The sequence below is a fragment of the Paenibacillus sp. SEL3 genome, from assembly GCF_054602585.1.
Map to the genome: position 1 here is coordinate 4,664,702 of NZ_CM137725.1, position 24,296 is coordinate 4,688,997.

At 46.0% G+C, this 24,296-nt stretch carries 23 protein-coding genes, 1 tRNA gene and 1 riboswitch; of the genes, 18 read left to right on the forward strand and 6 right to left on the reverse strand.

The annotated features are described in order from the left end of the window. Position 1 precedes the first annotated feature (1 nt). Positions 2–385 carry a helix-turn-helix domain-containing protein gene (locus ACYCS5_RS21485; protein ID WP_013309253.1) on the forward strand — a complete coding sequence of 128 codons (384 nt, stop codon included), beginning with the start codon at positions 2–4 and terminating at the stop codon, positions 383–385. A 125-nt stretch (positions 386–510) separates the two neighbouring features. Here the strand turns inward: ACYCS5_RS21485 and ACYCS5_RS21490 are convergent, their stop codons facing one another. Continuing rightward, on the reverse strand, positions 511–732 hold the full coding sequence (locus ACYCS5_RS21490; protein ID WP_029516349.1) for a hypothetical protein: 222 nt from the start codon (positions 730–732) through the stop codon (positions 511–513). A 342-nt stretch (positions 733–1,074) separates the two neighbouring features. Here ACYCS5_RS21490 and ACYCS5_RS21495 point away from each other — a divergent pair. Next, positions 1,075–1,157 (forward strand) — tRNA-Leu (locus tag ACYCS5_RS21495). Between the two features lie 146 nt (positions 1,158–1,303). On the opposite strand, the gene ACYCS5_RS21500 is transcribed toward ACYCS5_RS21495, so the two are convergent. After that, on the reverse strand, positions 1,304–1,789 hold the full coding sequence (locus tag ACYCS5_RS21500) for a glutathione peroxidase (RefSeq protein ID WP_029516350.1): 486 nt from the start codon (positions 1,787–1,789) through the stop codon (positions 1,304–1,306). A 466-nt stretch (positions 1,790–2,255) separates the two neighbouring features. Then, positions 2,256–2,428: riboswitch (cyclic di-AMP (ydaO/yuaA leader) on the forward strand. Between the two features lie 115 nt (positions 2,429–2,543). Here ACYCS5_RS21500 and ACYCS5_RS21505 point away from each other — a divergent pair. From ACYCS5_RS21505 to kdpC, 4 genes are all read left to right on the forward strand, one after another. Next, the gene (locus tag ACYCS5_RS21505; RefSeq protein ID WP_023987603.1) at positions 2,544–2,939 is read left to right on the forward strand and encodes a hypothetical protein; all 396 of its coding nucleotides are present in this window, start codon (positions 2,544–2,546) and stop codon (positions 2,937–2,939) included. Positions 2,940–3,350: 411 nt separating this feature from the next. Beyond that, positions 3,351–5,027 carry a potassium-transporting ATPase subunit KdpA gene (kdpA, locus tag ACYCS5_RS21510; protein WP_459760092.1) on the forward strand — a complete coding sequence of 559 codons (1,677 nt, stop codon included), beginning with the start codon at positions 3,351–3,353 and terminating at the stop codon, positions 5,025–5,027. 37 nt (positions 5,028–5,064) lie between these two features. Then, the gene (kdpB, locus tag ACYCS5_RS21515) at positions 5,065–7,095 is read left to right on the forward strand and encodes a potassium-transporting ATPase subunit KdpB (RefSeq protein ID WP_459760093.1); all 2,031 of its coding nucleotides are present in this window, start codon (positions 5,065–5,067) and stop codon (positions 7,093–7,095) included. Positions 7,096–7,114: 19 nt separating this feature from the next. Continuing rightward, complete coding sequence (gene kdpC, locus ACYCS5_RS21520; RefSeq protein WP_459760094.1) at positions 7,115–7,843, forward strand: potassium-transporting ATPase subunit KdpC; 729 nt, start codon at positions 7,115–7,117, stop codon at positions 7,841–7,843. 99 nt (positions 7,844–7,942) lie between these two features. Here kdpC and ACYCS5_RS21525 read toward each other — a convergent pair whose 3' ends face one another. From ACYCS5_RS21525 to ACYCS5_RS21535, 3 genes are all read right to left on the reverse strand, one after another. Further along, the gene (locus ACYCS5_RS21525) at positions 7,943–9,142 is read right to left on the reverse strand and encodes an MFS transporter (protein ID WP_459760095.1); all 1,200 of its coding nucleotides are present in this window, start codon (positions 9,140–9,142) and stop codon (positions 7,943–7,945) included. Between the two features lie 13 nt (positions 9,143–9,155). Then, complete coding sequence (locus ACYCS5_RS21530) at positions 9,156–9,698, reverse strand: PadR family transcriptional regulator (RefSeq protein WP_340884729.1); 543 nt, start codon at positions 9,696–9,698, stop codon at positions 9,156–9,158. A gap of 387 nt (positions 9,699–10,085) precedes the next feature. Continuing rightward, a complete protein-coding gene (locus ACYCS5_RS21535; protein WP_340884731.1) occupies positions 10,086–11,405 on the reverse strand; it encodes an Nramp family divalent metal transporter in 1,320 nt (439 codons plus the stop codon). Positions 11,406–11,990: 585 nt separating this feature from the next. Between ACYCS5_RS21535 and ACYCS5_RS21540 the strand changes: the two genes are divergently transcribed. From ACYCS5_RS21540 to ACYCS5_RS21550, 3 genes are all read left to right on the forward strand, one after another. Next, positions 11,991–12,410: an organic hydroperoxide resistance protein gene (locus tag ACYCS5_RS21540; RefSeq protein ID WP_029516355.1), complete on the forward strand. Its 420-nt coding sequence runs from the start codon at positions 11,991–11,993 to the stop codon at positions 12,408–12,410. Between the two features lie 123 nt (positions 12,411–12,533). Further along, positions 12,534–12,860 carry a hypothetical protein gene (locus ACYCS5_RS21545; RefSeq protein ID WP_013309265.1) on the forward strand — a complete coding sequence of 109 codons (327 nt, stop codon included), beginning with the start codon at positions 12,534–12,536 and terminating at the stop codon, positions 12,858–12,860. A gap of 128 nt (positions 12,861–12,988) precedes the next feature. Beyond that, a complete protein-coding gene (locus ACYCS5_RS21550; protein WP_340884734.1) occupies positions 12,989–13,414 on the forward strand; it encodes a thiol-disulfide oxidoreductase DCC family protein in 426 nt (141 codons plus the stop codon). An 8-nt stretch (positions 13,415–13,422) separates the two neighbouring features. On the opposite strand, the gene ACYCS5_RS21555 is transcribed toward ACYCS5_RS21550, so the two are convergent. Beyond that, positions 13,423–14,199 carry a DUF3153 domain-containing protein gene (locus ACYCS5_RS21555; RefSeq protein WP_049816931.1) on the reverse strand — a complete coding sequence of 259 codons (777 nt, stop codon included), beginning with the start codon at positions 14,197–14,199 and terminating at the stop codon, positions 13,423–13,425. 238 nt (positions 14,200–14,437) lie between these two features. Between ACYCS5_RS21555 and ACYCS5_RS21560 the strand changes: the two genes are divergently transcribed. From ACYCS5_RS21560 to ACYCS5_RS21600, 9 genes are all read left to right on the forward strand, one after another. Beyond that, entirely contained in the window at positions 14,438–15,409 is a 972-nt protein-coding gene (locus ACYCS5_RS21560) for a metal ABC transporter solute-binding protein, Zn/Mn family (RefSeq protein WP_340884737.1), read from the forward strand. Between the two features lie 14 nt (positions 15,410–15,423). Continuing rightward, a complete protein-coding gene (locus ACYCS5_RS21565; protein ID WP_459760096.1) occupies positions 15,424–16,188 on the forward strand; it encodes a metal ABC transporter ATP-binding protein in 765 nt (254 codons plus the stop codon). A 5-nt stretch (positions 16,189–16,193) separates the two neighbouring features. Further along, a complete protein-coding gene (locus tag ACYCS5_RS21570) occupies positions 16,194–17,123 on the forward strand; it encodes a metal ABC transporter permease (protein WP_342425828.1) in 930 nt (309 codons plus the stop codon). Further along, the gene (locus tag ACYCS5_RS21575; protein ID WP_459760097.1) at positions 17,120–18,007 is read left to right on the forward strand and encodes a metal ABC transporter permease; all 888 of its coding nucleotides are present in this window, start codon (positions 17,120–17,122) and stop codon (positions 18,005–18,007) included. Before ACYCS5_RS21570 ends, ACYCS5_RS21575 begins: the two co-directional genes overlap by 4 nt. Before the next feature lie 215 nt (positions 18,008–18,222). Further along, the gene (locus ACYCS5_RS21580; protein WP_165145395.1) at positions 18,223–20,550 is read left to right on the forward strand and encodes a histidine kinase; all 2,328 of its coding nucleotides are present in this window, start codon (positions 18,223–18,225) and stop codon (positions 20,548–20,550) included. A 202-nt stretch (positions 20,551–20,752) separates the two neighbouring features. After that, positions 20,753–20,908, forward strand: a complete 156-nt coding sequence (locus ACYCS5_RS21585) for a hypothetical protein (protein WP_161626988.1) — start codon at positions 20,753–20,755, stop codon at positions 20,906–20,908. A 175-nt stretch (positions 20,909–21,083) separates the two neighbouring features. Then, complete coding sequence (locus tag ACYCS5_RS21590; protein ID WP_459761333.1) at positions 21,084–22,241, forward strand: P-loop NTPase family protein; 1,158 nt, start codon at positions 21,084–21,086, stop codon at positions 22,239–22,241. Positions 22,242–22,256: 15 nt separating this feature from the next. Continuing rightward, positions 22,257–23,504: a CpaF family protein gene (locus ACYCS5_RS21595; protein WP_459760098.1), complete on the forward strand. Its 1,248-nt coding sequence runs from the start codon at positions 22,257–22,259 to the stop codon at positions 23,502–23,504. Further along, on the forward strand, positions 23,501–24,292 hold the full coding sequence (locus ACYCS5_RS21600) for a type II secretion system F family protein (RefSeq protein WP_318626876.1): 792 nt from the start codon (positions 23,501–23,503) through the stop codon (positions 24,290–24,292). The genes ACYCS5_RS21595 and ACYCS5_RS21600 overlap by 4 nt, the downstream gene beginning before the upstream one ends. Positions 24,293–24,296: the final 4 nt, after the last annotated feature.

A 24,296-nucleotide genomic window follows, 5' to 3' on the forward strand; every position in this document is an offset into this window, starting at 1 on the left:
TTTGGGAGATCAAACTATTTATCAACGGATTGAAGCTTTGATTAAAGATCGGGGAATGACCAAGAAGGCATTTTGTGAAAAGCTTAAAATCAGTTCAGGGAATCTCGGTGATTGGAGAAGGGGGAAAACAACGCCGGGTACCACTCATTTAATTCAGATTTCGGACTTTTTTAATGTATCGCTCGATTGGTTAATGAAAGGGATTAAGCCGGGAGAAGGCGTACTTCAGGAGCAGAAGGCTGCTTATTTTTTTGGAGTGATGGGGCCATTGAATTGCCAGGCAGAAGATCTTGAGACGGAAGAACAGAATTTTATTTTAGAATATGTTGAATTTGCGAAATATCGTAAGCAAAAAAGTGAGAAGGATAAAACAAAGCCGGAATGATTTTTTTGGCTAAAGATTGTCTGGGTTGAAAACCCGTAAACGAACTGGAGGGGTTCGCTTTACGGGTTTATTTGGTTTCTTGGTGATATGGAATGACCTGTATGTAACTGGAATGCTTGTTGGATTTAGAGTGGCGATGCCTCCTTATAATCGTTATCGTCGATGTTCAGAATTGCAGCAACTTGTTTTCTGTACCTTTGTGCTTTGCGGGTGCCGTGAATCAGATTGGACAAGCGTGAAGGCGGAATATTGTGTGTCTCACAAAATGTTTTCTGATCCAGTCGAAGTTCGACAAGCCGTTGTTTGATGGCCCACCCGAAGGAGGTGACAGGCATTTTGTTGTTCAAAAGAAATCGCCCCTTACGGATTCTTACGGAATAATTGGTATGTTATAATAATCATCAGTAAACATGTTAGAATTAACCATCTGAAACTATGATACACTTTTATACGTGTTTTTACAATCGTAAATACGTTATTTCGTCAAATTAATTACTTAGTTAAGTGCTAGGTGGTTCTGATAATCCGTAAGGGGGCAACATTAATGCATAGTTCAGCAAGCGGTTATCTTTATGCAGGACGGTATTATTATCGCTCATATATGTAAGTTAAAATAATTATAATATTTTTGTTTACAAATAGTTGATGAGAGAGTATAATAAATCTGTTGCCTCAATACATTATGATTTGCGGTCGTGGTGGAATGGCAGACACGCTATCTTGAGGGGGTAGTGGGCGTACGCCCGTGGAGGTTCGAGTCCTCTCGACCGCATTATATGCAAGATCTAGTTAAAAAAGCATCCTGACACGGTTTACGTGAAAGGATGCTTTTTTTTATTAAGCATTTTTCGTTATATTCTTTAGCCACGGAAGCCACGGTTGCAACAGGTCGTTTATTAACTGTGATAATGAAGAATATCAGTTTTGCTGCAAAAGCTTCTCTATATCTCCCGCCAGCTTATCTGGCGTGGTTTGCGGTGCATAGCGCTTAAATACGTTACCTTCTCTTGTAATTAAGAATTTAGTGAAATTCCATTTGATCGCTTTGGACCCTAATACCCCCGGAGCTGTTTGGGTCAGGTAGCGAAATAAGGGGTGTGCTTGATCGCCATTGACATCTGTCTTGGCGAACATCGGAAAGGTGACACCATAATTGATCTGGCAAAACTCGGAGATCTCCTCATTGGAACCTGGCTCTTGTTTGGCAAACTGGTTGCTGGGAAATCCCAAAATTTCGAGCCCCTGTTCATGATACTGGTCATATAGCTCTTGTAGCGCTTTGTATTGGGGGGTTAACCCACATTTGCTGGCAGTGTTCACGATAAGAAGAACGTTCCCTTCAAATGTGGATAACGGAATTTGTTTCCCTTGCAGGGTTTGCGCATCATATTCATAAACGGTCATAGCATCTCTCCTCATTCAATATTCAGCAATTAAATTTTAGACAATTTAAAGAAGGGTTGCAAGCCTGGAAAAGCTGTATAAAGCCTTCAGGCGCTGTAAAATCGTATTTTGCTCAAAACAGTAAATCGCACCGCAAATGGAGCGAATTAAGGTGTTTCTTCTTATAAAAGCGGGTTCAATCGGTGTTTAGCTGGTACATATAGCGTATTTTCTTCTCTTTTTACAAAAAAAGGCCAATAACGCTTTACCCTACGCCAATATTGACATGCTTGTCATTTTCAAAAAGGGATGAAAAACAGAGATTAAAGGAGATGTGAGAAGCATAGTTGCATTGTAAGCGTTATTATTAATCTTCTATGCTCTAAAGCCCGATTTATAACCCTGCAGTTGAGCTTTACAGTCTTCCATGCGCGGGTGTATGATTCAAGACGTAATTTCAAATTAACTTGAATGAAGCAACAACGAAATGTCTATAGCGCTGAATTTTGCAGTTGCAAAAGCGGGGGAACCAATCGAGACTGTACGGCTTTGGAAGCCGTGTGTCTCATGGGGTGAATTTTCCGGTCAAGTGCCAGAAATAGGGCGACTCTCACGTCCGAATCCGACAGCTAACCTCGTAAGCGTACAGGGAGAGGCAACAAACCGCCGTGTGCAGCCATGGTTTATTTTATCATGGATATGTCAGAAGCCGGAGGAAAGCCTTTTTCCTTCGGCTTCTTTTTGTTGTCTTTTTATACCGGGAGAGGAGCTACTGATGGAAGGTCGGTTAATTATTGTCACTGCACCGAATGAAGCGGGCAGAAGTTTTGTGAAATTGCTTATTTTCAAAAAATTGGCGTTTGCAGTTCTCACGAATAGCGCCCAGGAGGAACGACAGCTCAAAAAAATGGGTGTGGAGCACATTGTCCGCATCAATACCATGCAAGCGGGAAAATGGAATTTTCCAAAAAAAGAAATTGGTAGTGTGTATTTGTTCGAGAACAGCTTGAATCTGACTTGCCGTTTCCTGCAAATATGTCGACCACTAACATCGGAATCGATCTATGTTATTACACACGGCTGTAATCCACAAGGAATTTATCGGGGATTGGGAGCGGACCATGTGATCTACACATTGAACGGAGAGGTGGGTTTTCTGCTGAACGGATAAGCACTTATGACATAGTTGTTTTATGATTTTATGATGGAATAAGAATGGCGATCTGAGGATCGATACGGAGGGTATAAACATGATGGATATATACATGCTGCTCGTCATGGCTGTGAGTTATGGAGTGATACTGCTGTTTGTACGCTGGTGTGATGCGCAGACCTCTAAAGGAGGACGAAGAGGATGATCGTTATACTCGGGCTTACGGCTATTGTGTTTATGTATTTAATCTACGCACTCCTGAACCCTGAAAAGTTCTAGTCACTTGTAGGGATAGAGCGGGCGAAGAACAACAGATCTGAGCATTAAAGCATCATTGGTAGCAGGTTTTCGCAAACGTGTGCACTTCATAGATGGTCTAATCGGGTCTGTTGTTCCAAACGCAGGAGCATTTTGAAGGAGGAATAGAGGATGGAGCTGCTTCAAATTGGAATTGTGATCGTTATATTGCTGCTCTTGGTAAAGCCAATGGGTACATATATGTATCATGTATTCTCGAATGAACCGAATCGGACGGATCGGATTTTTGGCAGAACAGAAAAGCTGATTTATAAGGTAGTAGGCTTGAAGAAAGTGGAGAGCATGCGTTGGACTACGTATGTTATGAGTTTCATTGCTACGAACGTCGTGCTTGTGGCAATCAGCTACTTGCTGTTGCGTTTACAGGGAATGCTTCCCGGTAATCCGGCTGGAAACAGTAATATGGAAGCATCACTAGCTTTTAATACGGTAATCAGCTTTATGACGAATACGAATCTCCAACATTATAGCGGAGAAAGCGGGCTTACGTATCTGACACAGATGGCGTTCGTCACGATGATGATGTTCACTTCGGCTGCTTCCGGTTTTTCGGTTGCTGCGGCTTTTATGAGAGGATTGACGCGGCGCGGTGAAGGGATGGGCAATTTCTTTCAAGATTTTATTAAAGCTATTATAAGGATTTTCCTGCCGCTGGCCTTTGTGCTTACGCTGGTGCTGGTGGGATTGAAGATACCACAGACGCTACAGCCTACGGCGGATCTTACGACGCTTAGCGGAACACAACAGCAAATTTCTATGGGACCTATTGCTTCTCTGGAGTCCATCAAGCATTTGGGGACGAACGGAGGCGGTTATGCGGGAGCTAACTCTGCGCATCCTTTTGAGAATCCAAGTCCTTGGACGAACGTGCTGGAAATTTTGGCAATGTGGGTAATGCCGGCTTCGTTGCCGTATACCTTTGGATTGTTTGCCCGTAATCGTAAGCAGGGCTGGATTATTTTTAGCTCCATGATGGTATTGTTTCTAATTTTTCTATCCATTACGTATGTGTCTGAGAAGACAGGTAATCCGTTAATCCAGACACTGGGTGTGGATGCTTCTCAGGGAAGCATGGAAGGGAAAGAGGTTCGTTTCGGTATTGGACAATCGGCTTTATTCACTGCGGTCACAACAGCGGCAACGACAGGTTCGGTCAATAATATGCATGATACACTAACCCCGCTAGGTGGCATGGCTGCTTTGGGAGAAATGATGCTAAACGTCATTTTTGGCGGCAAGGGTGTCGGGCTGATGAATATGCTGATGTATGCGATTCTGGGTGTGTTTATATGCGGACTGATGGTCGGGAGAACTCCGGAATTTATGGGAAGGAAAATTGAAGGCAAGGAAATGAAGCTGATCGCCATTGCCATTTTGGTACATCCGTTTCTCATTCTCGCCCCAACTGCGCTTGCGTTTATGAGTCATTGGGGATATGATGCGGTCACTAACCCTGGCTATCACGGGTTGACTCAGGTGCTCTATGAATATGCGTCATCTGCCGCAAATAATGGTTCGGGGTTTGAAGGTATTTCAGATAACAACGTATTCTGGAATGTAACAACGGGGATGGTTATGTTCTTCGGGCGATATGTATCTATGATTGCATTGTTGGCTGTGGCGGCTTCGTTGAATGCCAAAGCGCCGACTCCGGTGACGACGGGGACACTGCGCACGGACAACAAGTTATTTGGAGCCATTCTGATCGGAGTCGTGCTGCTGATTGGTGCGTTGACCTTTTTACCTGTCATCGTATTGGGACCTGTTGCTGAATTTTTGACCATGTGAAGAAGAAAATGAGAATGGATGAACGGGGTGTTTGACCATGAAGGAACAACGCAAACACATGCTGGACAGAAGCATCTTGAAGCATGCGATCAAGGATAGCTTTATAAAATTAAATCCGATGATGATGATGAAAAATCCTGTCATGTTCGTCGTGGAGATCGGTACATTGGTCGTGCTGCTAATGTTACTGTTTCCCGGTTATTTTGGAACTGACAAGGAAATAGGCTTTAACCTGGCCGTGTTTGTTATTCTGTTGTTTACGTTGCTTTTTGCCAACTTTGCCGAAGCGCTCGCGGAGGGGCGGGGTAAGGCACAAGCTGCCTCTTTAAAAAAATCCAAGCAGGACACGCAAGCTAACAAGCTCGTCGGAAATGACATTCAGGTGGTTAGCTCAACCGAGTTGCGTAAGGGGGACGTAGTTATTGTCTCCCAGGGTGAAATGATTCCAAGCGATGGTGAGGTCATTGAAGGTTTGGCTTCGGTGGATGAATCTGCAATTACGGGAGAATCGGCTCCGGTCATCAAGGAATCGGGTGGTGATTTTTGCTCGGTAACCGGCGGAACGCGAGTGGTTAGTGACCGGATTAAGGTGCGGATTACGACAGAGCCGGGCGAGACATTTATTGATAAAATGATTTCGCTCGTGGAAGGCGCTCAGCGGCAAAAAACGCCGAATGAGATTGCGCTGAACACTTTGCTGATTAGCTTGACGATTATTTTTCTAATTGTGGTAGTTACGCTAGCGCCGATTGCCCGTCATTTTAACATTGATTTGCCTGTTCCTGTGCTGATTTCGTTGCTAGTCTGTCTGATTCCAACCACGATTGGAGGACTGTTGTCAGCCATCGGGATTGCCGGTATGGACCGGGTCACCCAGTTTAATGTGCTAGCCATGTCAGGCAAGGCGGTAGAAGCTTCTGGGGATATCAACACGATGATTCTGGATAAAACAGGTACAATCACCTTCGGGAACCGGATGGCGAGTGAATTCGTGCCTGTAGAGGGCGTGGAGAAGGCAGAGCTAGTGAAGTGGGCAGCGACTAGCTCTATGAAGGATGAGACGCCAGAGGGTCGCTCGGTTCTCGAGTTGATGCGCAAACAGGAGCATACGTTGGATGAATCCTTGGCGGCAGGTGGAACCTTTATCGAATTCAAGGCGGAGACCCGGATGAGTGGTCTGGATCTGGCCGATGGACGAAAGGTACGCAAGGGCGCAGTGGATTCCGTTCGGCAATGGGTCGTATCGCAAAATGGCAGTGTTCCAGCCGATCTGGAGGAAAAAGCGAATCAGGTAGCCTCTGAAGGAGGTACACCGTTGGCAGTCGCGCTAGATGATCAGATATACGGTATTATTTATTTAAAGGATACAGTGAAGCCAGGCATGAAGGAACGGTTTGATCAGCTCCGGGAAATGGGTATCCGTACGATCATGTGTACCGGAGATAATCCGCTGACAGCAGCTACAATTGCTCGAGAAGCGGGTGTGGACGACTTTGTAGCTGAGAGCAAGCCGGAGGACAAAATCGCGGTTATCCGACGTGAGCAGGAACAGGGTAAGCTGGTTGCCATGACTGGAGACGGCACCAATGATGCACCTGCGTTGGCGCAAGCCGATGTAGGTCTTGCCATGAATAGCGGCACAGTCGCGGCCAAAGAAGCGGCTAATATGGTGGACTTGGATTCCGATCCGTCCAAAATTATTGAGGTGGTCGCGATCGGCAAGCAGCTGCTTATGACGCGCGGAGCATTGACAACGTTCAGCATTGCGAACGATGTTGCCAAATATTTTGCCATCATCCCGGCGATGTTCATGCTAGCCATTCCACAAATGGGCGCTTTGAACGTCATGGGGCTTGGCTCCCCGCTGTCCGCTATTTTGTCGGCGTTGATCTTTAACGCGGTTATTATTCCGCTTTTGATTCCGCTGGCCATGAAGGGCGTGAAGTATAAGCCGATGAGCTCGGATCGCCTGCTGGGACGGAATTTGCTGATTTACGGTCTGGGCGGTATGGTCGTACCGTTTGTCGGTATAAAGGCCATTGATTTGCTGGTGCATTTGTGGATTTAGCGCAGAAAGGGTGAACGACATGAGTGGTTTTTATCGGATGATGTCTGGACGCAGATTTGCTGCACACGAAAAAGCTGAATCTGGCGGACAAGGTCATAACAAACATACAGGGACCGGGACTGTGTCGGAAGGAAAACCGGAGAGACAAGAGATGCGAGGAAGTACAGTTATTGGAGTGGCTTTGCGAACTTCGGTGCTGATGATTCTCTTGTGCGGTTTGGCATATCCGATAGCCAGTACAGGAATAGCGCAGGTTCTGTTTCCGCAGCAAGCAAACGGCAGTATGCTTCGTGACGCGGAGGAGCGGGTGGTCGGCTCCGAACTGATTGGGCAGTCTTTCACTGATTCGGCGTTTTTTCAAGGTCGGGTATCGAGCGTTGATTATAATGGGGTTGGTTCAGGCTCTAGTAACTACGCACCGTCGAATCCGGCCTTGATACAGCGAGTCAAGGACTCTATTGCGGATTGGCAGAAGCATAACCCGGATGTGCCCGTTAGTCAGGTTCCGGTGGACCTGATTACGAACTCCGGCTCCGGTCTGGACCCACACATCTCGCCACAGGCGGCATGGGTGCAAATTCCGCGCATTAGCGGCTTGACGGGTATCCCGCAGGATCAACTGAGAGCACTGGTGCAGGAGCAGACAGAAGGCCGCAGCGCCGGCGTGTTCGGCGAGCCGCGTGTCAACGTGCTCAAGCTAAATCTTGCGCTTGAGGCGCAAATGAAGGTAGAGCATGTCAAGCCATAGATGGATCAAAAAAAGGTATTCCTGAGCGATAAGCTTGAGGGATACCTTTTTTTCAGGGACTGGAATGCTCTGTGGTGTAAAAATATGTAATAAAATGTTTTATTTCTTATGGGGATATGAATTTTTGGCTTTCCTTAAGGTTGAAGCGAGTACGAACATGTATATAAATACAATAATGCCTATGATTAAATAAGAGAACTTAATATTCATTAGATCCGTGAGAGTACTGCTCAAAATAGGGCCGATCATTAGGCCAATCGAGTATGCCGTGTTATAGAGTGCAAAAGTAATTCCATAAGAATGAATTCCACTTCGTTGAGAGATATCAGCAAGTTGAGGTAAGCAGGGAGCAAGGACCATACCCATGCTAACCCCTAAAACAGCTAAAATAACAGCTTGAAGCGATAATATTGCTGGAAGTGCAGTCAGAGGAAGTGCAATGGATACCATAAGTAGACCGAGGAGAATTCCGTTTTTATAGCCGATTTTACTAGAAAACTGTCCTATAAAAGGTGTTGCTAGGCCATAAGCAAGCGTGGGAATAGCAAATAATAATCCAATAAGTCCTGGGTTAGCGCTAAAATTGTGCTGTAGGTGTAACGGTAATGTTGGCTCAAGTACGCTTGGGATGGATGCACCGATAATCACCACTCCAATAACCAAAAGCAAATCTTTATTTTTCATGAACGAGAAAGGGGAAATATACTTTTCATTTTTCGCTTCCGGAATATCATGCAGGAGAATTAGTCGAAGTATAGCATCGATGACGGCCAAGGAGATGGCAAAGTAAAAAGGAAGCTGGTAACTTCCCCATTGATACAACCAACCGCCAATTGTCGGTCCGAGAAGGGTTCCGGCGGCTTGACCGGATAATGCTAAGCCCATAGCTTTACCACGTTCTTCAGAAGGGTATAGATCAGCCAAGAGAGCGAGTCCTGCTGTCCAGGTCATTGCGGCTGCTATTCCCTGAAGAGCGCGTGCCACTACAAGTAGCCAGAAAGTGTGGGCTATGGCAAACATTAAAGTGGAGGCTATGAGTCCAATTAACCCCCATAATAGAGGTGTCTTTCTCCCAATCCGATCCGTTAATAGGCCAAAAACAGGTGTAGCTATAAATAATGCGATTGCATAACTGCTGAATAAAAATCCGATTTCAGTTTGAGTTGCGCCCAAAGAATCTGCATACCTTGGCAAAATGGGAACGACTAATCCATAGATTAACATATCAATGAATACAGCTAATCCGACAACCATTAGTGCAGCTTTTTGCTTATTTTGTGCTCCTTTACTCAGTTTCATTATTACATCCTCCTCATAAATTTCTTCTGATTTCCTCTTTAATTTGTTTGACAAATTTTAATTGAAGCTCACATTGATCATAAATATTTCTGAAAATTAACATAACGTTTACAGGGATATCCATAAGTTCAGCTTTTTGTTCTTGCCCTAATTTCATTTCTCTATAGATTTTTTCGACGGCTTGCTGCTGAAAACTTAAAGCTTCTTCAATTTCATGGAGCCCAGCCTCATCCATAAAGGTTAAAGCTGTGTACAGTGCTGTTGGAAATACAACAGAAGATTCCTTAAATGATTCGATTAAAAGCCGACTAAACTCACTCTTTCCTGCCTCCGTGATAGCATATATAGCTTTGGACCGGTTCCCTGTCTGTTCTAACGTTTCTAACTGTACAATTCCTTCTGAATCCATTTTTTTTAAGGCATGATATATGGAAGCTGGTTGCACATAAGCCCATTTATCCGTTTGTGCAGATTGCATTTTCTGTTGTATTTCGTATCCTGACATTGCTCCATATTGCAGCAAGAGCCCAAGAACCATCACACGTGTTGTACTCAAGATAATATCTCCTCCATATAGTTTAATAATAAACTTTTAATACTAAACATTTAGTATTGTGATTTTACTGTAGCATTACAAACTAAGGAAGTAAAGAATTTTACTTAAATGAATAGACATACAATTGAAAATTGGTAATATGACTTTTGAAGTTAAAAAGAGCTTTTGAAAAGCAATACGAACAGGTTCGTAAGTAAGGGGAGCGCTCTACAACTCGGGAATATTCGATCCGTGTCGGGTAAGGAGATCATGAGAGCATGCTTGATGTTAGATTTGTGGAAAAGAATGCGGAGCTAAGCATAAAGAAAAGAGATATCACTACGCCTTTTATGGCGTTTTGGATATCTCCTGTTTTGGGTGTAGCTAGGCGTCTGTAAGCATTATTGTTCAACCTGAAATCGTTTGGATGATGAGTACTACATTCAAGATGATAATGACTGCGGTCACGAGCCAGGTTAGTACTTTTTGCCACATTTTATTTGCGAATTCGCCCATAATCTTTTTGTCGCTGGTAAAGAGCAGTAATGGAATGATGGCAAAGGGAAGCTGGATGGACAGGATGACCTGGCTCAGCACAAGCAGTTCCTCCGCACCTTTTTCACCTGCGATGGCAGTGACGATGACCGCTGGAATGATCGCGATGAGGCGGGTCACCAGACGACGCAACCAAGGTGAAAGACGAAGATTCAAAAAGCCCTCCATCACGATTTGCCCGGCTAAAGTGCCTGTTACGGTTGAATTTTGCCCTGAGGCGAGTAACGCTACCCCAAATAGTATGCTCGCCAGTGTGGTTCCCAGTAGGGGCGAAAGCAGATAGTAGGCATCGCTAATTTCGGCTACATCTGTTCTTCCTGCCGTATGGAATACAGCAGCTGCCACGATCAAGATGGCGGCATTAATAAATAATGCGAACATCAGCGCTATACTGGAATCCCAAGTTGCAAATGTAATAGCTTCCCGTTTACCTGCTGAAGTCTGCTCAAATTTGCGAGTTTGTACAATAGAAGAATGCAGATACAGGTTATGCGGCATTACGGTAGCACCCATAATACCGATAGCAATATACAGCATGCTTGGATTCGTCAAAATTTGCGAGTCTGGTACAAAGCCACCCAATACGCCGCCCCATTCCGGTTGTGCCAAAATGAGATTAATGCCAAAACAGCCGGCAATCGTCGCCATCAGTACAATGACGAGGGTTTCCAATGCCCGAAAGCCTTTGTTTTGCAGCAGTAAAATGAGCATAACATCAAATGCGGTAATGATAACTCCGTATAGTAACGGTAGACCAAACAGCAACTTCAGCGCAATGGCTGAACCGATGACCTCGGCTAAATCCATGGCTGCTATGGCAATTTCGCACAAGAGCCATAAGCCGATCGCGACAGGACGACTGTAGGCATCACGGCACATTTGAGCCAAATCTTTACCTGTGGCAATGCCAAGCTTGCCAGATAAGGCTTGCAGCAGGATGGCCATTAGGTTGGAGATTAGAATGACACTAAGCAGCGTGTAGCCGAATTTTGATCCGCCGGCGATGTCTGTAGCCCAGTTGCCGGGGTCCATATAGCCGACTGCGACCATATAGCCGGGTCCAGCAAAGGCAAGAAACTTCCGAAACCAGGTCCCGTCTTTTGGGACGCTCAAGGAACGATTCACTTCCGACAGTGAAGCGATTTCCGCGAAGTTACCCTTTGTATTTTTCATACGCTTCACCTTCTTTATGGATGTTGAAATATATTATTAGTGACATAACGATTGTGTTATCCCTATTGTACACTCCCAATAGTTTTTGTCTAGTACAACTTTTGTGTGGTCAAGCAAGTTAATCGTATTTTTGAAGCAATATGGCCATCGTATAAGCTGAACCATAGAAAAACCAAGCTATATCGCTCTGAGGGGAGCGGCTTGGTCGTTTTGGATTTTTTAAATTGTTGTCCATCTACCGGGTGAAGGCCCGTTCCATATTTTGTGAATTTCCTTCTCACGTGCGACAGAGTTATCCCATCGAATGGGTAGGACCATAAAATGGTCTTACCTTATTCCGTCCCCGAAAATTAAACGACTGGTGGAGATGGTTGTTCAATGTAGACGGCCCAAGTAGGGACCTATAACATATAGTGTAAACATGGTGGGGTGGAACTAAACGGTAAATGTACTAGTTTACATCCATATTTCAAATGATTCATTTTATGTAGTTCGTTTAAAGTACATACGAGAAGGAAATCATGTATTAACATGACGATAGGTTCCTGCGGAATGCAAAAAATATAGTGAAGGAGAGATGAAATCATGGAAGCATTATACACAGCATCAGCAACGGTACATGGTGGAAGAGACGGTTCAGTCGCTTCATCCGATGGAGTTTTGAAGCATAAGCTCAGCACGCCGAAGGAACTGGGTGGCGCAGGTGGAGAAGCTACGAATCCAGAGCAATTGTTTGCGGCAGGCTATGGTGCCTGCTATGAGAGCGCATTGGCTAATGTGGCCCGGAAGGCTAAGGTGAAGGTGGACAATGTTGAGGTCACTAGCCACGTATCTATCGGCAAGGATCCAAGCGATGGCGGCTTCCAGCTGGCGGTACGTCTGGATGTGAAAATACCCGGTATTGAACGCGCCCTGGCCGAAGATTTGGCACGCCAAGCGCATGATTTTTGTCCGTACTCCAAAGCAACACGCGGTAACATTGATGTCGAGCTTAATGTCATTTGACTGCATTTCTATAACTTCTACACTCTGGCCGCCGATTTATCGGGGGCTTTTGCACATAGATCTTGATTCGCTGAGATTCACGACCATTTGACATCATCGCCAAAATTCATTAAGATGGCTTAGGTGATTCTGGTCATCAGGTACGAAACAAATTTGAAAAATACGGGTGATATGATGTCTTACAGACCGAATATTGTTAATTTCACGCTGGCTGGCAGCAACGAAAAAGAAGGGCTTTATGAGTTTAAAATGAGTTTGGCCGATGGAACGGAGTGCCGCGTTTTTTCTCAACGTCATCCGGAGTGGACCTTGACGAATATTAGTCGACTGCTAACGACGCCTTGCCCGGTATGCCATAAGGATTTTATCTGCAAGTGTATGGATAAGTTCCATGAGGAGTTTTTAGAGCAAATTAATACGAAACAGCTGTTTGAGAAAGCATTGAGCTAGTTTTTCGAACAGGTAAAGACTATACATTTCTAAACAAGCGTCGGATACTTTCGGCGTTTTTTTGTTTATATTCATATGGTTGCGTTGATGGTATTCATGCCGTTGATTTCCTGGAGGTGAAATGCTATATGAACCAGTCTGATCATGCTCATTCAGATTACTCCATTGTGTTGGTGGATGGGGTATGCCACTTTTGTCAGGGAGCAGTCCGCTTTATTATCAAGCGTGACCCTAAGGGAACATTTCATTTTGGTTCCCTGCAATCCGAGGCAGGACAAGAACTATTACGTGCAGGAGGACTATCTGCGGATCAGCTGGATACGTTCGTGCTGATTGAAGACGGTACGTATTATACAAGGTCCACCGCGGCTTTGCGAATTGCCAAACGTCTTCGTTTTCCATACCCGCTGGCCTATGGTTTCATCCTGGTACCCCGCTTTGTGCGCAACGCAGTCTATAACTGGGTGGCGCGTAACCGATATCGTTGGTTTGGCAAGGATGAAGAGGATCAATGTCTGATCCCCCCACCAGAAATTAGACAACGATTTTTTTAGTTTCTTTTTTAAGTTTCTTTTTTGGAGCGATGTCTACGAATTAGTAAGATCACAGCGATCACGATCAATATCAGGCTCGTAACAGCTACATACATGATATGTCGTACATTGGGCACGTTAACAGACAATTTTAGCTCGTTAGATTCCAATGGAGCAATGTTCCAGTACAGTGTTTTTCCGTCTTCCGACACACGGTCCGCATTATGGGTAGCAGGTTGGATGGGTAAGGATAGGCTGAAGTTAAGATCCAGCTGCCGCTCCAGTAATTTGCGCGCAAACACATTCATTTGCTTAAATTTGTCACTCAGTCCTTGAGCTTCTTCAGGAAGCATCCGTGGTAGATCGAGCTTCATGGTAAGATCAATATTCGTTGTGAAAAAATGTTGGCTCACAGCGCGCTTTATTTCTAATCCCTCAGGTAGATGTAATCCCTGACTGGGATTTTTTTTGTTTGTGCTCCAATCTCCTTGATAATGCCCCTTGATTTGATATCCCTTTCTTCCCTGTTCAGCTAGCGGCTGTACATCTACATTGTTGCTTTGAATACGCTTGACTAATTGATCTAGCACCCCGGGATTGTCCAACATCATCAGTGTCTGGTTGTTTACGCTGAACGTCGCATCCATATCTACACTTTGATCGAGATGAACATCTACATGGATGTCACCTCGAGCACAGGAAGTTAGGGCAAGCAGACAGCATACCAGCATAAAAATGAGCAGTATTTTTCGTATCCGAACTTGCCGACGTTTGTTCCGATATGGGCTGTACCCTATTGGCTTCATGACCTACACCTCTTTATATGTATTCTTTGGTTTAACGATTGGATATCTTCTATATATTACACATTGGGAGAACGAAAATCGAACGGTATAACGAAATACATAAGAAGAATTATATTTCACAAAATGTTTCCCTAGGTAAAAACTTTAGTGTATACTCTAAAATATAGTATTGATAAAAAATAATTGAATCAAGGAAATAGTTTGTCCCAAAACGAAATTCAAAGGAGGATTTTAAAACATGAACAAGCAGTTTAAGAAGGCTTTGCCGCGCTGGGTAACGACAGTTGGAGTATTGTCTCTAGCTCTGGTTCTAGCGACTGCATGTACCGATGCTAAGAAGAAAGAGCAGGGAAGTGCGAGAGAGACGGGACAAAAAGTAAAGGCTACGGCTACCATCGGTATGATCTCTGACATTGTCGGCAAGGTCGGCGGTAATCATGTGGAGGTCACGGGAATTATGAAGTCAGGCGTTGACCCGCATTTGTACAAGGCTTCACAGGGAGATATGCGCAAGCTGGATCAGGCCGATGTTATTTTTTATAACGGGTTGCATCTGGAAGGTAAAATGCAGGACATTCTGGAGAAAATCAGCAAGCAAAAACCCGTCATACCCGTGTCCAAGAACATCACACAGGATCAGTTGCGTGCAGGTAGCCCGGAAATGGGATCTGAGCATGATCCACATATCTGGTTTAACGTACAGAATTGGATGTCTGCGGTAGAAACCGTCAGAGATGAATTGTCGACGCTAGACGCTGTTCATGCGGAGGAATATAAGGCCAACGCAGAAGCCTATCTTACTGAGCTGCGAAAGCTGGATGATTACACGAGAGAGCAGATTGCCAGTATACCGGAAGCCCAGCGCGTGCTTGTCACGGCACATGATGCTTTCGGCTATTTCGGAGATGCCTACCACATTCAAGTGAGAGGACTTCAAGGTATGAGCACAGAATCAGAAGCGGGTTCTCAAGATGTGACCAAGCTGCGAGATTATTTGGTGGAGCATAAAGTCAAGGCCATATTCGTAGAATCTAGTGTTCCGAGAAAGGCCATAGATGCGGTTATTCAGGGGGCCGCTCAGCAAGGTCATACAATTGAGGTTGGTGGCGAGCTGTATTCGGATGCCATGGGTGAAGAGGGCACAGAAAATGGAACATATATCGGAATGGTCAAGCATAACGTCAATACGATTGTTAAAGCTCTTAAATAAGGAGGCAGAGATACATGGGGCATTCACCACTTGTCGTTCGTGATTTATCGGTAGCATATCAAAAAAAGCCCGTTTTGTTCGATGTTTCCTTTGAGGTGCCGGAAGGCAAGCTGATTGGTATTATCGGCCCGAACGGGGCTGGGAAATCTACACTGATCAAGGCAACGCTTGGATTGATTCCAAAGCTTAGGGGCGAGGTGCTAGTTTACGGCAAGCCCTATAAGCAACAGCTGCTTAAGGTTGGCTATGTACCACAGCGGGAGTCGGTGGATTGGGATTTTCCGACGAACGCATTGGATGTGGTTTTGATGGGACGGTATGGCAGATTGGGCTGGTTTAAGCGTCCGGGAGCAGCAGATCGTCAGGCTGCAATGGAGAGTTTGGACAAAGTTGGAATGAGCCAATATGCAGACAGACAGATTAGTCAATTGTCTGGCGGCCAGCAACAACGTGTTTTTTTAGCCAGAGCACTCGCGCAGGACGCTCAGCTTTATTTTATGGATGAACCGTTCGTCGGTGTGGACGCTGCAACAGAAAAAGCCATTATTTCATTGCTCAACGATCTGAAACAGCAGGGTAAAACCGTGCTTGTCGTTCATCATGATTTATCTACAGTCACGGATTATTTTGATCAGGTTATGCTGTTGAACAGGCATCTTATGGCGTTTGGAGAGACGACAGATATTTTTACCGAGGAAAATCTGCAGCGTACGTATGGCGGGCGTCTGAGTATACTCAAAACAGGCCCGGATTCCGGCACGATACTTGGAGTGAGGTGAGCAGTATGACAAGCTTGGCAACGCTTTTGACCGATCCAAACATGCAGTGGATTTTGCTGGGCTGCATTTTGCTCGGTTTAAGCAGCGGGGTGATTGGCAGTTTTATGTATTTGCGCAAGCAGTCGCTCATGGGAGATGCTTTGGCACATGCGGCTTTGCCGGGAGTATGTGTGGCATTTATAATCACAGGTACAAAATCTGTGTTTGGATTTATGATTGGGGCCGCCATTGCAGGGATTGTTGCGACCTTTGCTATCAGTGCGTTAACCCGGTATTCGCGAATTAAAAGCGATTCGGCGATTGCAGCGGTGCTATCGGTATTTTTTGGCTTCGGCATTATGTTGTTGACCGAAATTCAGCATAGTGGCGCAGGAAACCAAAGCGGATTGGACAAATTTCTATTTGGTCAAGCTGCGGCAATGGTATTGTCTGATGTCTATACGATGGCGGTAATTTCAGTGGTACTCATCGGAATATGTATATTATTTTTCAAGGAATTTAAGTTGCTCAGCTTTGATCCTGGCTTTGCGCGCGGACTTGGTTTTCCGGCAGGTTGGCTGGATAAGTTGTTGATGCTATTGATTGTCATTGCGGTGGTTGCTGGCATTCAGGCCGTGGGAGTCATAATGATGGCTGCCTTGCTGATTACCCCGGCAGTGTCGGCAAGATACTGGACAGAGAAGCTGGGTGTCATGGTGTGTTTATCAGGCTTGTTTGGTGCTATAGCGGGGCTTGGTGGGACGCTCATTAGCTCTCTGGGGCAAAATCTGCCTACAGGACCGTTATGTGTGTTGTGTGCGACTGTGGTGTTTGGAATGAGCTTGATTTTTGCGCCGCAGCGCGGGATGATCTCCAAGGCTATCGTTCGGTTGAACGCCAGGAAAAATCTGGAGCTGACAGTCGGAACACAGCCAAGGGAGGAGCGTGCCCTATGAGTTCATTTTATGTAATTTTGACGGGAATGTTAGTGGCGGGGGGATGTAGTATCGTTGGGTGCTTTCTTGTGCTCCGAAAAATGGCTATGATCGGTGATGCAATCAGTCATGCGGTACTACCGGGGATTGTCATTGCCTTTCTCATCAGCGGATCGAGAGATTCGGTGTGGATGATGTTTGGTGCGGCAGTGCTGGGTCTTCTAACGGTGTATTTGATTCAGCTGTTCCAACAAAGCGGTCTGCAAAGTGATGCTGCCATTGGCGTGGTGTTTACGACATTGTTTGCTATCGGTGTTTTGCTGATCAGCGTGTTTGCTTCCAATGCCCATCTGGATATGGATCACGTTTTATATGGGGAAATTGCTTATGTGCCGTGGAATACGTTAGAGATAGCCGGCTTTGATGTCGGTCCGAGGGCTGTGTGGATTACGGGTGCGATGTTTTTGATCAATTTGCTCGTGATAGGGGGCTTTTTCAAGCAATTTAAAATTACTTCCTTCGATCCCGCTTTGGCAGCTTCATTAGGTATTCCAGTTGTTTTTTTTCATTATCTGCTGATGAGTCTCGTCTCATTAACGACGGTGGCGTCATTTGAGAGCGTGGGCGCAATTCTGGTGGTTGGCATGCTCGTTGTACCGCCTCTTACCGCTTATTTGCTGACGGAGAAGTTGTCCCGTATGATTGTATACAGTGTCGGACTTGGGGCCATCAGCTCGGTCGCAGGCTTTTACACAGCAAGTGTATTGGATGCTTCTATTGCGGCATGTATGCTGTGTGTATCGGGTGTGTTGCTGCTTTTGGCTTTTCTCTTTTCCCCGTCTCATGGTGTGGTATGGCAAAAGTTAATTCAACAACGGGGGATCGTTGGCGAATATAGCAAGTGATTGTAGGAAGTGATCCCATATGAGTTACCCAAAATAGCGTGCATTCAGGCATAGGAGACCTGAATGCACGTTTTTTTGCGCTTATGCTACCCTGTGCGGCTTTTTTTGGGGCAAGCTTGATTGATCATCTTGAATTGATTGGGACACGGGAGTACATTCATTACAACCATATAAGATGGACGGAACGAGCGGCTACGCTGTGGGGAGGAACGAAAGTGGAGAGCTTCAAACGTAAATCACCAGAGGAAATACTGGATTCGATTAACAAATTGCATCGAGGCAGACTCAAAATATACATGGGTGCGGTCAGTGGCTCGGGTAAAACGTATCACATGCTGCATGAGGGACGGTCGCTGCAGCATGAAGGTATCGATGTTGTGATTTGTGCGGTATCGACCATGCAGCGGCCTGTGACCGTGGAACAGGTCGGCACGTTGGAGCGCGTGCCTAGTATTCATTGGATAAAAGATGGTGAGGAGCAAAAGGATCTGGATGTGGAAGCTTTGGTGGCACGAAATCCCGAGGTGGTACTGGTGGATCATTTGGCACATCATAACCGCAAAGACGCCCCATTTCCAACACGGCTGGAGGATATTCGGTATTTGCTGGAGCAGGGGATTAGTGTCATTACGACGGTCAATGTTTATGAACTCGAAGGAATTACGGAGTGGGTATATCAGCTGACAGGCTTTGAAGCGGAATATACGGTTCCGGTTGATACACTGGAGCTGGCGGATGAAATTCGTCTGATTGATGCCACCCCGGAGATGATTTTGGAACGGCTGGCGAAAGGCTACATGCATACGCCCAATCCTGAGATGTTTCACCGGGGAAATCTGGGTAAATTGCGTGAGCTTGCCTTGCGATTGGTAGCAGAGGATGTGAATGATTCGCTGGAACGGCACCGGGAGGAGTTGGGCTTGCACGGGGCGTCAGGAGCCGCAGAGCGTATTTTAGTACCTGTCCAATATCATTGGAATGGGTCCATTTATGTACGCAGGGGGGAACAGGTCGCCAAGCGGTTGGGTGGAGATATGCTAGTAGTCTCCTTTGTCAGCTCGAAGCGCAAGCTGTCCAAGGAATCAGCAGCCTTTAAGCGCTCAATTGAGCAATTGGCTGACAAGATAGGATCAACATTTGAAGAAATCCCGCTTTTTTCCCGCAGAAGGTTGCCTCGCCAACTGATTCATTATGCGGTGACGCACAATGTTACCCGTATTGTTATGGGACATTCTCGGCAGACTCCGTGGCAGGAGCTGATGAAAGGATCGCTGGTGAACGGGATTTTAAAACGAATGAAAAATATGGATCTACTGCTGATTGCGGACCGAGCCGAGCAGGAGGGTGAGCGAATTTTACCAACGATGAGACAGGAGGTAGAAGAGAATGACCCGTATCATCGTTTGAGCGTTGAGGAAGCACAGGCTGAGGCAGCCAAAATCCTGCGAGGCAAGCTCAAGGTATACATTGGCGCTGCTCCGGGGGTCGGCAAAACATACACGATGCTGAGAGAGGGAAACGATCTGCTGGAGAGCGGGATTGATGTGGTTATCGGATTGCTGGAAACGCACGGAAGAGCAGAAACATTGGCCCAGGTAGGCTCTCTGGAGATGATCCCTCGTCAGTCCATTGAGCGTCATGGCGCACACTTGGAAGAAATGGACACCGAAGCTATTCTCAGGCGCAATCCCGAGGTGGTGCTAATTGATGAGCTGGCTCATACCAACGTCCCAGGAAGTCTGAGATCCAAGCGCTATGAGGATGTGCTCGCCATTTTGGAACAAGGGATCTCTGTGATATCCACAATGAATGTACAGCATCTGGAGAGCTTAAATGATGCGGTAGAACAGATTACTGGCATACGAGTGAGAGAGACTGTTCCAGACCATATGATGCGTCTGGCCGATGAAGTGCAGCTTGTTGATGTGGCTCCCAAATCGTTGCAGCAACGTATGCGTGAGGGCAAAATATACGATCCTGCGAAGGTGGAACAGGCACTTAGCCACTTTTTTAAACTGGGCAATCTGATTGCGTTGCGTGAACTTGCTTTGCGGGAATTGGCAGATGACGTAGATGAGCGGCTAGAATCCTGGGATCGACACGAATCACTTCGGGGACCGTGGCGCAGGGAGGAAGTGATCTTCGTAGGCGTGACGCTAAGCGAAAATGCTGAAAGGTTGATCCGCCGTGGTTTTCGTATCGCCTTTCGGCTAAAGGCTGTGTGGATTGTGACGTATGCTCATGTCGGTGAGTGTATACCCGAGAGACTGAACCCTCGTCTGGAACAACTAAAGTTGCTGACCCACCGACTGGGGGGAACCTTTGAGATGCGGCTTGTTTCCAGCCGACGCGAGATTGCCGACATTTTGATTGCTCCGGTGGAAGGATATTCAGGAACGCAGCTTATCGTGGGGCAGTCTTCCCGAAGTAGCTGTTGGGGTAAGTCTGCGGTTGTGCCGAGGATTCTCCGTCAAGCACGTCATATGGATGTTCTAATTGTGGCGGATTATGATCCGGATATTAAGCTGGAGGTAGATCATTAATTAGCCCAGCAAATTCATAAATAGTCATATGCTGGTTACCGATGGTTCGCTGCTTCCATAGTATATTCTATCTCAAAGAAATGGAGGCGAATTTAAATGTTTAAACATCGTAAGCATCATTGTCATTTTCCAAAGCCAAAAAAACGTGTCTTTAAGAAGATCATTAAGGTGACTGTCATTAAGTTTAAACCTAAATTTGAACGTGATCATCGGAAACATGAAGATTTTGATAAGAAATGTCATTGCCGGAAACGTCATCATCGCCATCATCGCCATCATGACTGTCATCGTCGTCACCACAAATTCTACTAAGATGAAGATGGTAGGAGGCGGGGCTAGACTGCCCGCCTTCTCTTAGTACGAGGATTTTGGAAGATACTTGCACAAAAAATACTTGCTCTAATATAAGCGCTATGCTATTCTACCAGTAAATAGATTGCACGTGACGGAAGCACCGTTCACCAACCGTATGTACTTACGGATGGATGAACGGTGCTTTTTTGCGTTGTTGTGTTAGGGAAGGGATGAGCATTATGATTCCAGTGAAAGTGGTATTAGCCGTAGAAGGTCGGGATTATATTGAGCCGCTGCTGAATTATGTTCACGTAAGCGAGTACGCTAGAAGGCTGAGAATAACGGCTTTTTCGCAACCGGAGGCATTTCATCAATACATGATGGAAACCAGCGGAATGAAAAGACCGGATGTGGTGGTTGGTGAAACTCCCTTTTTGAATCTATGGACAGACAGGGAAGCTGCTGATATTCCTTGTTTGGTATTGCATGAGGGAGAACAAGTGAGCGAATATGGACAGCCTTTATTAAAATATCAGCCTTTATCTGAACTGGTCGGTTTTATTTTGGAAACGGCGAGACAGAAGTCAAATGGTCGGAAAAGTGTAAACAGCCGGGAAGGTGGGATGATTATCGGCATGGTAGCAGCTTCCGGAGGACTGGGCAAGACAACGGCCGCACTCAATATGTCCAAACAGCTGGGGAATGAGGGATATTCGGTATTCTATCTGAATCTGGAGACGGTGGATTCAAGCTCATTATTCACTGGTTCAGGCAGTGCTAGCGGAGCAGAAGGAGAAGGGCTGTCCAGGCTGCTCTATGATCTCAAGGCAGAAGGGAGTGAGGAGACTCCGTTATCCATGGCTTCCTATTGTGTTCGTCGCCCTGAAATTCAGGCGGATACTTTTCAGCCTGTCTATAATCGCAAGGAGCTGACGGACATGACTTGTGATGAAGCGAAAGAGCTGATTCGAACAGTTGCCGAAAGTGGACAGTATGATGTAGTGATCGTAGATGGCGATTCTGAAAAAGGTGATCGGGCTCAAGCCGTGCTTGAAGCTAGTCATAAGCTGATTTGGCTGCTGGCAGACGATTTAATGAGCATGCACAAGTGTGGATTATGGCTGGATGTTTTAGAAACCACGCGGCCTGAAGGGCTTGAAGACATGATATGCAAAACCAGCTTTGTGGTGAACCGCTATATGGGAACTATGATTAACTCGTTACCTCGTGACTTCATGGAGCTAAACGGAGCGTTACCCTATATACCTTCATGGAAACAGATGCAGCACCGTGAGCTGCTGCTAAGTTCACCGATTTATCAGCGGGAAATTCGTCATCTATGCCGCGAGCTGCTGAATGTGGACAGTGTAACACATCCGGCCACCGTTTGGTCTTAAAAGGGGCTGATGAACATGAATGAGGAACGATTTAAGGCATTGCGAGCAGATATCCGAAACGGGCTGGACGTAACGTCTTCGGTAAAGGATGCAGATCTGGTACGGCATATTGAAAATCGAATTTTACACGATGTAGAGCTGGTGGGCTTAACTTCCCGTGAGAAGCACGCACTTGTCCGCAAGATTTTTAACTCTTTCCGTGGGCTGGATGTACTCCAGCCATTGATTGACGACCCGACCGTTACGGAAATTATGATCAACAGTCACCGGGAAATCTTTGTGGAGCGGGCTGGTGAGGTGATGCAGATACCCGATCAATTTGAGTCCCGCGAGCGACTGGAGGATTTAATCCAGACGATTGTAGCCGGAGTGAATCGAATTGTGAATGAGGCTTCCCCCATTGTGGATGCCCGATTAAAGGATGGGTCACGCGTAAATATTGTGTTGCCTCCAGTTGCTCTCAAGGGTCCGACGATGACCATACGGAAGTTTCCCGAGCGTCCTATGACGATGGATGACTTGATACGAATGGGTGCGCTTGATGCAGAAGCCGCTGCTATGCTCAAGGACTTGGTACGTAGCAAGTACAACATTTTTATAAGCGGAGGAACGGGTTCTGGTAAAACAACTTTTCTGAATGCATTATCCCAATTTATCCCGCCGTCTGAACGGATTATTACCATTGAAGATTCAGCAGAGCTGCAAATTGTGACAGTCCCTAATCTGGTCTCCATGGAAACACGGAACGCGAACACCGAGGGGAAGGGAGAAATCACAATTCGTGATCTGATTCGTTCCTCCCTGCGTATGCGGCCCAACCGCATTGTGGTGGGTGAGGTCCGGGGAAGTGAGGCATTGGATATGCTGCAAGCGATGAACACAGGACACGATGGATCGCTGTCAACTGGCCACGCAAATAATATCCGCGATATGGTCAGCCGGCTGGAAACGATGGTGCTGGGAGGGGCAGAGCTTCCGCTTGGAGTAGTACGACAGCAGATCAGCTCGGCTATTGATATATTTGTTCATCTGTCACGGATGCGCGACAAATCCAGACGAGTGCTGGAAATTAGCGAAGTGATTGGTTTTGAAAAGGGTGAGGTGACGCTTAACCCCCTTTATCGGTTTCAGGAGCGAGGAGAAAGCAAGGGGCGAATCGTAGGAGGTCTGGAACGTTGTGGCGAGGGTCTGCAACATACTTTGAAGCTGCAAATGGCCGGGATCAATCCGGAAAACTGGCACAGGGGAGGCGTATCAGCGTGAAGTCAGGAAAAACGGCGGCCAAGCAAGTATCACGTGAGGCCCCTTCTCTGCCAGATTATACGGTGTATACATTATCGACAGTCCAAAAAAGTCTGTGCATATTCTTTAGTGGCGTGTTGTTCGCGATGATCGGTTATCTATTTTATCACCAATGGATATTATCGTTGCTGTGCGCTGCCGGGGCTGGGGTGATGCCTCGTTATTTTAGGCAATTTTTGCTGCAAAGACGCAGGTCTGCCCTAAGCATCCAATTCAAACAGGCTTTATATTCGCTCTCGTCTTCTCTTTCAGCGGGAAGGTCGGTGGAGAATGGTTTTCGTGAGGCTGTAGAGGATTTGAGATTGCTTAGTCCAGATGGAGATCACGATCTGATTTTTGAATTTAACATTATTACCGCCTGTCTCGAAATCGGACAGCCTGTAGAAACCGCTTTGCAGGATTTGGCCCGTCGGGCGCAGATGGAGGATATTACTAATTTTGCGGATGTATTTGCGGCTTGCAAACGAACCGGAGGTGATCTGGTGGAAGTCGTAAGACGAGCTTCAAGTGTCATTGGTGAGAAGCTGGAAATTCAGCAGGAGATCGGTGTAATGATTGCGCAGAAACGTTTTGAATCGAGGGTTATGTTTGCGGCGCCTTTTTTGTTTGTATTGTTTATGACCATGACAGCGGGTGATTACATGATGCCCTTATACAGCGGTACAGGTATGATTTTATCAACCTTTTGTTTATTGGTGCTTGGTGGGTGTCTCGTGTGGATCAACCACATTATGAAGATTGAAGTGTAAGGAG

Coding starts and splice junctions, on each gene's coding strand:
- ACYCS5_RS21500 (WP_029516350.1), bottom strand. CDS start 1,789: ATGACCGTTTATGAATATGATGCGCAAACCCTGCAAGGGAAACAAATT.
- ACYCS5_RS21505 (WP_023987603.1), top strand. CDS start 2,544: ATGGAAGGTCGGTTAATTATTGTCACTGCACCGAATGAAGCGGGCAGA.
- kdpA (WP_459760092.1), top strand. CDS start 3,351: ATGGAGCTGCTTCAAATTGGAATTGTGATCGTTATATTGCTGCTCTTG.
- kdpB (WP_459760093.1), top strand. CDS start 5,065: ATGAAGGAACAACGCAAACACATGCTGGACAGAAGCATCTTGAAGCAT.
- kdpC (WP_459760094.1), top strand. CDS start 7,115: ATGAGTGGTTTTTATCGGATGATGTCTGGACGCAGATTTGCTGCACAC.
- ACYCS5_RS21525 (WP_459760095.1), bottom strand. CDS start 9,142: ATGAAACTGAGTAAAGGAGCACAAAATAAGCAAAAAGCTGCACTAATG.
- ACYCS5_RS21535 (WP_340884731.1), bottom strand. CDS start 11,405: ATGAAAAATACAAAGGGTAACTTCGCGGAAATCGCTTCACTGTCGGAA.
- ACYCS5_RS21540 (WP_029516355.1), top strand. CDS start 11,991: ATGGAAGCATTATACACAGCATCAGCAACGGTACATGGTGGAAGAGAC.
- ACYCS5_RS21550 (WP_340884734.1), top strand. CDS start 12,989: ATGAACCAGTCTGATCATGCTCATTCAGATTACTCCATTGTGTTGGTG.
- ACYCS5_RS21555 (WP_049816931.1), bottom strand. CDS start 14,199: ATGAAGCCAATAGGGTACAGCCCATATCGGAACAAACGTCGGCAAGTT.
- ACYCS5_RS21560 (WP_340884737.1), top strand. CDS start 14,438: ATGAACAAGCAGTTTAAGAAGGCTTTGCCGCGCTGGGTAACGACAGTT.
- ACYCS5_RS21565 (WP_459760096.1), top strand. CDS start 15,424: ATGGGGCATTCACCACTTGTCGTTCGTGATTTATCGGTAGCATATCAA.
- ACYCS5_RS21570 (WP_342425828.1), top strand. CDS start 16,194: ATGACAAGCTTGGCAACGCTTTTGACCGATCCAAACATGCAGTGGATT.
- ACYCS5_RS21575 (WP_459760097.1), top strand. CDS start 17,120: ATGAGTTCATTTTATGTAATTTTGACGGGAATGTTAGTGGCGGGGGGA.
- ACYCS5_RS21590 (WP_459761333.1), top strand. CDS start 21,084: ATGATTCCAGTGAAAGTGGTATTAGCCGTAGAAGGTCGGGATTATATT.
- ACYCS5_RS21595 (WP_459760098.1), top strand. CDS start 22,257: ATGAATGAGGAACGATTTAAGGCATTGCGAGCAGATATCCGAAACGGG.